Origin of the sequence: Paenibacillus sp. oral taxon 786 str. D14 (assembly GCF_000159955.1) — a bacterium.
GTDB lineage: Bacteria > Bacillota > Bacilli > Paenibacillales > Paenibacillaceae > Fontibacillus > Fontibacillus phoenicis.
This window is the reverse complement of the sequence record NZ_GG695970.1, coordinates 454235-461753: the sequence shown is the minus strand read 5'-3', so window position 1 is coordinate 461753 and position 7519 is coordinate 454235. Positions and strand designations below refer to the sequence as shown.

8 protein-coding genes are annotated in these 7519 nt (G+C 51.5%); all 8 read right to left on the bottom strand.

Going from position 1 to position 7519, the window contains the following annotated elements:
• Positions 1–356: 356 nt before the first annotated feature.
• Positions 357–1106 (bottom strand): SDR family NAD(P)-dependent oxidoreductase, encoded by a 750-nt coding sequence (locus POTG_RS02200; protein WP_009223157.1) that lies wholly within the window; start codon positions 1104–1106, stop codon positions 357–359.
• A 10-nt stretch (positions 1107–1116) separates the two neighbouring features.
• Complete coding sequence (locus POTG_RS02195) at positions 1117–2007, bottom strand: NAD-dependent epimerase/dehydratase family protein (protein WP_009223156.1); 891 nt, start codon at positions 2005–2007, stop codon at positions 1117–1119.
• A 48-nt stretch (positions 2008–2055) separates the two neighbouring features.
• Positions 2056–2454: a hypothetical protein gene (locus tag POTG_RS02190; protein ID WP_009223155.1), complete on the bottom strand. Its 399-nt coding sequence runs from the start codon at positions 2452–2454 to the stop codon at positions 2056–2058.
• 322 nt (positions 2455–2776) lie between these two features.
• Positions 2777–3364 (bottom strand): nucleotidyltransferase family protein, encoded by a 588-nt coding sequence (locus tag POTG_RS02185; RefSeq protein WP_009223154.1) that lies wholly within the window; start codon positions 3362–3364, stop codon positions 2777–2779.
• Positions 3364–4608 carry an MFS transporter gene (locus tag POTG_RS02180; RefSeq protein WP_009223153.1) on the bottom strand — a complete coding sequence of 415 codons (1245 nt, stop codon included), beginning with the start codon at positions 4606–4608 and terminating at the stop codon, positions 3364–3366. Before POTG_RS02180 ends, POTG_RS02185 begins: the two co-directional genes overlap by 1 nt.
• Before the next feature lie 377 nt (positions 4609–4985).
• Positions 4986–5477: a sigma-70 family RNA polymerase sigma factor gene (locus tag POTG_RS02175; RefSeq protein WP_009223152.1), complete on the bottom strand. Its 492-nt coding sequence runs from the start codon at positions 5475–5477 to the stop codon at positions 4986–4988.
• A 191-nt stretch (positions 5478–5668) separates the two neighbouring features.
• Positions 5669–6760: a sensor histidine kinase gene (locus tag POTG_RS02170; RefSeq protein ID WP_009223151.1), complete on the bottom strand. Its 1092-nt coding sequence runs from the start codon at positions 6758–6760 to the stop codon at positions 5669–5671.
• Entirely contained in the window at positions 6750–7454 is a 705-nt protein-coding gene (locus POTG_RS02165) for a response regulator transcription factor (RefSeq protein ID WP_009223150.1), read from the bottom strand. Before POTG_RS02165 ends, POTG_RS02170 begins: the two co-directional genes overlap by 11 nt.
• Positions 7455–7519 lie beyond the last annotated feature (65 nt).

The following is a 7519-nucleotide window of genomic DNA, read 5'->3' as shown; positions in this document are numbered from 1 at the left end:
CACATCCACAACTCCACAGCTCCTTGAAAAACGAATCATCTTTTCCTAATTATACCATCCTGATTCGTTTTGTGCAGGTTGATGAAATAACTGCGGGTGTATCACACCGATTCATACGATGGACCCGTACCAGCGTGATGAATGCAACGATATACAGAACGTCCGCCACATTGAACAAGGTCTGCGAACTCCATAACCATAAAAAGGACCGTTTCATCCCCGTGTATCACTCCTTTGTTCCAAACCAAATAACCCGGAAACCCCGGGGTCAAAAAAAAGGTTAGGTTCAAGAGTGCAGGATCAAATCGGTCCCATGCTTAAGCTCCTTATATCATGTTGATTCATCAATGTTCGCCTTAAGGCTCATAAATCATCTTCCGCGTCATCCCGCCGTCTACCACCAGATGCGCGCCGGTAACAAACGTATTGTCCGGGTGAGTCAAGTACAAGCAAGCCCGGGCGATATCCTCCGGAGTTCCGACCCGTCCTGCCGGATGCTGCTTGTGATCGATCTCGCGCAGAGCGCCGTAATCCCCGGTTTCAATCCACCCCGGACTGATGCAGTTCACGCGGATGCCATCCGGGCCAAGCGATACAGCTAACGCATGCGTAAGCGACACAATCGCTCCTTTGGAGGCGGCGTACGCCTCCGAACCGGGCTCAGACATGAGCGAACGCGTGGAGGAGATGTTCACGATGGCTCCGCCCCGGCCGCTTCCCTTCACACGTTTGGCCATCTCACGGGAAGCTAGAAACGTACTGCGCACGTTGGTATTCAGCACATCGTCCCATTCCTCTACCGTAAGCTCGTAGGTGGATTTAAACCGCGATACTCCCGCATTGTTGATCAAAATATCAATCCGCCCCAACTCACGCTCGGCCGTTTCCATTAAGCGAACGATATCAGCCTCCTGGCGCACATCACAAGGCACGAATAGGGCTCGGTCCCCGGCCTTGCGAATTGCCTCCGCCGCCGCTCTGCCGGTTTCTTCATTAAGCTCCGCCAGTACGACGGACGCACCTTCCCGGGCATAAGCTTCCGCCACACCGCGGCCGATGCCGTGCCCCGCTCCCGTTACAATCACAGTCCTATTTGCAAAAGACATGTCTCGAAACTCACCCCTTCTGTCCGCTTTCCGCGATGTGACAGATTAACCCCGACAGCCAATCGTCCAGCGCTTCGAAACGATATCCCGCCTCATGCGCTTTAGTATTGTCCATCACCCACGAGCTTGGGATGCCAAATGGAGATCGATGCTCCTGAGCCGTTTCGCGTTCGATCAACGCTGTTTTGCCGGTGATGGATTCAATGAGGCGGATGATTTCTCCAATGGTAATTTCCCCATCGGAACAAGCATTAATCGGCCCGGTCAGTTCGGATTCCCCCAGCCAGGCCAGAAACTTCGCCGTTTCCGCCGAAGTGATAAACGAGATCGCCGCGTCCGGGTTCGGTACGCCAATCGGCAACCCCTGCTGAACATGCTCGACATGAAAATGCAACCGCCGTGTATAATCATCCGGCCCTAATACAATTGGAATCCGCAAGGCGCTCACCGGAAAATCTGCCTGTTGGAAGAATGCCGCTTCAGCCAACCGTTTTCCTTCCCCATAATCAAACGCCTGCTTATCGCCAAGCTTCAGTTCATAATGATAGGGATCAAAATCAGCTTCGGTTAAAGGCGATTTACCCAACTTGTAGACGGATAAGGTGGAGGTCAAAATATATTTCCCGACGCGCTCCTTGAATGCCCGCACCGCGGCAAGCGCTTCGTTAGGCGAAAAACAGATGTTATCGTACACCAGATCCCAAGGTCCAGCCTCAGCCGCCGCTTGCAACGATTTCTCATCTGTACGGTCCAGCCGCAGCTGCGTAACTGGAGAATCAAACTGGACCTCTGTTTGTCCCCGGGTCGCAACCGTTATCTCGTGCAAGCCCGAACTTGCCAGCAGGTTAACCAATCTTTTGCCAAAATAACGAGAGCCGCCAAGCACTAAAATCTTTGCCATTTCTTCTTCCTCCTCCATCGCCGGATATTGAGTCACCTTCTAACGAGCTTAACGCGTCGCAAACGTACTTTTGATCAAAGATAAAGCGCTTAGCATCCCAAAGAAAAACAGTTGCGGATCTCGCACGATCTCGAAATAACCTACGATATAAATCTGTTTCACATAAATTGTAATAATCGGATAGATCAGCAACAGGAAGCTCGGTACAAATACGAAAGCAAACAGCGGCCGATGGAACTTCCGCCGGTTTGGAAAGCCGTTCAGGAAGCTTAAATACAATCCAAATGCTAACCCGTACACGATTTTGCCGATCAAGCCGTAATCGATTTTACCCAGCGTTTGCGTCTTGTTGTTCATCATGTCGATAAACTGATGCCCATAATACATCAGCACCAGCGCTCCCAGCATCCAGATAAAATAATAAAAATACCCTTTTGAGCTCTTCATGTATCCTACTCTCCCTATGTATGGATCAAAACCAATAATAATCAAATTTTATCATGAAACGCAGGGAGAAGCAGGAAGTTTTGTTGCCGGAAGGGATTGCATAAAAACCTAACGGACCTCAGAGTCCTTATTTCGTTGATTTTGTGCTTGTAAAAAATCTAACGGACCTCAATGACGTTATTAGCCCTTGGTTTGCCTTGAAAGGAGCAAATTCCAGGATATAAGGTCTCTGGAGTCCGTTAATTATCGATTTTAAGCGTTTGGACTCAAAATAACGTCATCTGAGTCCGTTATCTGTTAGGTCTTGGCGATACCCCCTCGTTCAATGAGGTAGCCGCAGCCCCTCCTCCCCCTCGACCAGCTTTAACAGCGGCCAGCGTCTGAGCCAATCTTTGCCGTTGACCCGCTTCCGGAACACGTCGTGATCGTGAAAATACGGACCCTGCCGAACTTGAAGTGACAGGAGATCGTCCAGCCCAAAGGGCGCGATCAGCTCGACCTCCCCCGCAGCGTTCAAGCGTGCGCCAACGGCTGTCGCTGTTTCCGGCCAATGGCGCATGGCATCCTCGACGGAGCGGTAAGGGGCCGTCCCATTACGTAAATGCATGCGCGCCTGATTTTTCACCGACCAATTTAGCCGAGGATTTCGTTCGCGCAGCCGTGCATCATAAACTTTCTCCGCCTCTTCATCCAGACACGCCGGATCATAATACAGCACGTCCACATCGTGCAGCGGCGTCCGTTCGGCATAGCCATGAAGCACGTCCCAGACAAAGTTGCGGATATAACCGGCGGCAATGCAGCCCTGAGGCAACCTCAGCTCAGCAACGAGCTGCAGATCGGCCATTATCTCCGGCTGACGACGGATCGCCTCGCGCAAATCGGCTGCACCTGCAATCGTTGGCATCATCAACTCCCCGCCTCCTGCTCTTTTAATGCTTCATCCTTTGGCAGCAGGACGGTGAGCAGACCGATCAACGGCAGCAAGGAGCATACCTGCATAATGAACAGAATGCCTGCCTGATCGGCAAAGTTCCCCAACACGGCGGAACCTAAGCCGCCAAGTCCAAAGGACAAGCCGAAGAACAGGCCGGAGATCAGCCCTACCTTTCCCGGCAGCAGCTCCTGCGCATACACAACGATAATCGAAAAAGCCGAGGACATGATCAGGCCGGCAATGACGACAAGTACACCTGACCAGAACAGGTTAGCGTAAGGCAGTAGCATCGAAAACGGCGCCGTTCCAAGAATAGATACCCATATGATGTTGCGCCGACCATAGCGGTCCGCGATCGGCCCGCCAAAAAACGTACCCACCGCCGAAGCCGCCAAAAAGGCGAAAATATACCATTGTGCCGTATCTTTAGCAACGCCGTAATGGTCCATAAGGAAAAACGAATAAAACGTCGAGATGCTGATCGAGTAGACGTTTTTGGAGAATAACAACAGCACCAGCACGGTGATGGCCAGTATGATCTTGCCCCGGCTGAGGCGGCTCTTTGGCCGAGCGGCTCCGCCCGCGGCTGCCGAACCTGTTGTACGCGGCTTACGCGGTTTCAGATCCTGCCCGCTGTACCATTTTGCCACGCAAAACTGGATGACGATCGCCGCCACCGCCGCCAAAGCAAACCAAGCGACGCTGGTCTGACCCAAAGGGATAAAGATCAAAGCCGACATGATCGGACCTAACGAAGCTCCGATATTCCCGCCGACCTGAAAAATCGACTGCGCCAGCCCGCGTCTCGTACCTGCCGCCAAATAAGCAACGCGCGACGACTCCGGGTGGAACACCGACGAGCCCAGCCCGATAGAGGTGACCGCCAGCAGAATCAATGGATAGCTGGGGGCAAAGGCCAGCATGACGATGCCCGCCAGCGTAAAGCAAACGCCAAGCGGCAGAATATAAGGCCGGGGCCGAACATCCGAGTACAAACCGACCAATGGCTGAAACACGGAAGCCGTCATGTTCATGGCGAACGAAATCCAGCCGATTTGGCCGTAGGATAACAACAGAGATTCGCGCAGTACCGGGAATAAAGCCGGGATCGCGGATTGCATCGTATCGTTTAATAAATGCACCGTGCTGATCGCAAAAAGAATCGGATAGACCGTGAATGCAGGGTTAGCCGTTTTGACGGCGGTTGACTGGTTCATCTTGACCTCACATTTTTATCTGATATAGGATGGTTTGCTTCATTTACTTTGGAACGTTTTTATCCGGATCCGACCCAAAACGTTGGTTGCGGTTTAACCCATCCATCGCCTGAATCTATGCCTTTCAGTAACTCATGCTCCAGCAAATGACCTTGGCCCAGCGGCGAGGCTTCCAGATGAAACGCAGTCTTGCAGATGATATGGCAACTTCGACATGGGTTTCGTCCTCCTTAGGTTCAGGTGATTTCTGGTAATATCCTACATCAAGTAAACCGAATTGAACAGAGAACAAACCAAAAAGACTGCCCAAAGGCAGCCTCAAAGGTGAAAATTTCATATTTAGATAGTTAAGTATGATTAAGTATAAGTATATAAGATCAGGCTGTTTCTCTAGACCGGCGCAGCTTTTGTCTGGCGCGATACAACACGATTTTGAAATGGGATAACGAGATGCCCATCAAATCCGCCGACTCCTGATAAGAGAAGCCCTGTACGTCATACAGCAGCACCGCATGTTGTTGATTGGGCTGCAAAAAAGCCAGCTGCGCGTATAGTTCCCGGCGGTTTTCCTCGCCAAGCACGGATTTCTCCGGTGTATCGTCACTCGGATAACGGTGGAAAAATTCATTTTCGTACGAGGACGACCGGCTTTCCTTCCGCAGCAAGTCGATATAAGCGTTATGGGCGACGCGAAGAAGCCAGGCCTTGGCCCTTTTCCCCTCTGCTTCGTGCAGGTGCATCAGCGCCCGGCAAAACGTCTCCTGCATCAAATCCTCAGCGATATGCGAGTTACGGCACATACTATACAAATATCGAAAAACGTCATTTTTATATTCGCGGTAAAGCAAATCCATAGAACGAGTCTTCATGATTGATTCCTCACTTTCTCCCGGCTTTCAGAACAAGGCTGTCTTTATATCTCCGCCATACTTGGTCCATTATGCCGAATAGAGTTTGCGTCCCGACTAAGAAATTGTTAAGTTTTCCTTAAGAATTTACTGCGTTTTCCTTAAACAAAAAGACGCCATCTGGCGTCATCATGCGAATTCTAGTTGATAGTTCATGCACCGTCCCGGCGTAACCGCACCGTAAACGCGGTACGATACTCGTTGCTGTCCGCTGAGATTGTGCCATGATGCAAATCGACGATATGCTTGGCGATCGCGAGGCCAATGCCGGAGCCCCCCGTCTGGGAAGCGCGCGACTTCTCCACACGGTAGAACCGGTCAAACAGATGCGGCAAGTCGACGGTCGGGATCGGATCGCCGTAATTCACAACCTCTGTGATGATTTCATCGCCTTCCTGCCAGCCGCGAATATCCAAATACTTGCCATCGTGGCCATACCGGATCGCATTGGTCATCAGGTTCTCGTAGACTCTGCGAAGCTTGTCCCCATCCGCCTGAACGTACAGCGGCCCATGCAGGTACAGCCGGCATTCCATGCCGTTCTCCTGCAACTGCCAGCCGAAATGGGCAGCCATTTGATGGAGCATCTCCGCCAGATTAATCCGCCTGAACTCCAGCTTCATCTCCTTATTCTGCATACGCGTATATTCGAACAAGTCCTGCAGCAGCTGCTTTAATCGAAGCGACTCCTCGTAGGCCATGCTGACATAATAACGCAGCTCAACCTCATCGCGGTAACGGTCCTCTTCGATCAGTCCCAAATAACCGGTAATCGAGGTAAGCGGGGTGCGCAAATCATGGGATACGTTGGTGATCAGCTCATTTTTCGTCTGCTCCGCCCGTCGCTCGTCCTCGATGGATGTGACCAACCGATCGATCATCCGGTTGATATCGGTCGCGAGCTGTCCAAGCTGCCCGACGTTCTGCACAGGGATTTTCCGTACGGAGCCGGCTTCGATTTTATGGACCTCTTCGATCAGCTGCTCCAAGTATCGCTTCTCTTGACGGCGGAGGCTGCGGCGGTAAAAATATAACGAAAACAGCATAAGAATCGGCACGCCGGTTAAATAATACGCTTCCGGGAAACCGATATTTCGGTTAATCCACATCACCACATTGTACACCGTCATACTCGGGAAGGTGAGGAAAAACAACCGCGCCAGCAAAATAAGCAGAAACAGCGAAATGAGTGAAGTGACGACGGTCCAGAACAACCAGGCAACAAAACGCAGGCTAGCTTTCAAGTTTGTAGCCGACCCCCCATACGGTACGAATCAGCTTCTCCCCATCCATTTCCTTCTCCAGCTTATCACGGAGGCGGCTGATATGCACGGTTACAGAATTGCTGCTGTCCAAATATTTGTCCTTCCAGATCAGCTCGAAGATCTCTTCAGAACCAAACACCCGCCCGGGATGGCTGGCTAACAAATGCAAAATGCCAAATTCGATAGGCGTCAGCTTCAGCGGGTTGCCGTCTACGGTCGCCGTGTGCGTTTCTTTGTCGATCGCCAGCGAGGCGATCTTGATGATATGATCCTGCGATGACTGCGTTGAGCTTGGCGGCTGTGCTGTATAGGAGGAGCGGCGAAGCAGCGATTTGACGCGGGCGACGAGCTCCAGCGGATTAAACGGCTTCACCATGTAATCGTCCGCTCCGGTCATCAGCCCGGTAATCTTGTCCATATCGCCGTCCTTGGCGCTAAGCATTAAGATCGGCGTGGTCTTCGATTCACGGATCTTCATACAGACAGATATTCCGTCGAGCCCGGGGAGCATTACGTCAAGGATCACCAAATCAACCTCATCCTGCTCGGTGATCTCCAGCGCCCGCAAGCCGTCCTCCGCCTTCAGGACATGATAGCCTTCATTCATCAGATATATTTCGATCAGTTTTGCGATTTTTTCGTCATCATCGACAATTAAAATACGTTTACTCATTCATCCAATCATCCTTTATTTGAGCTGGTTAGACACGAGCACACAATACCATCATACCATGTCTC

Bases quoted from the DNA above. Each gene is read 5' to 3' on its own strand.
- POTG_RS02200 (WP_009223157.1), bottom strand. From the start codon at position 1,106: ATGTCTTTTGCAAATAGGACTGTGATTGTAACGGGAGCGGGGCACGGC.
- POTG_RS02165 (WP_009223150.1), bottom strand. From the start codon at position 7,454: ATGAGTAAACGTATTTTAATTGTCGATGATGACGAAAAAATCGCAAAA.
- POTG_RS02190 (WP_009223155.1), bottom strand. From the start codon at position 2,454: ATGAAGAGCTCAAAAGGGTATTTTTATTATTTTATCTGGATGCTGGGA.
- POTG_RS02195 (WP_009223156.1), bottom strand. From the start codon at position 2,007: ATGGCAAAGATTTTAGTGCTTGGCGGCTCTCGTTATTTTGGCAAAAGA.
- POTG_RS02185 (WP_009223154.1), bottom strand. From the start codon at position 3,364: ATGATGCCAACGATTGCAGGTGCAGCCGATTTGCGCGAGGCGATCCGT.
- POTG_RS02175 (WP_009223152.1), bottom strand. From the start codon at position 5,477: ATGAAGACTCGTTCTATGGATTTGCTTTACCGCGAATATAAAAATGAC.
- POTG_RS02180 (WP_009223153.1), bottom strand. From the start codon at position 4,608: ATGAACCAGTCAACCGCCGTCAAAACGGCTAACCCTGCATTCACGGTC.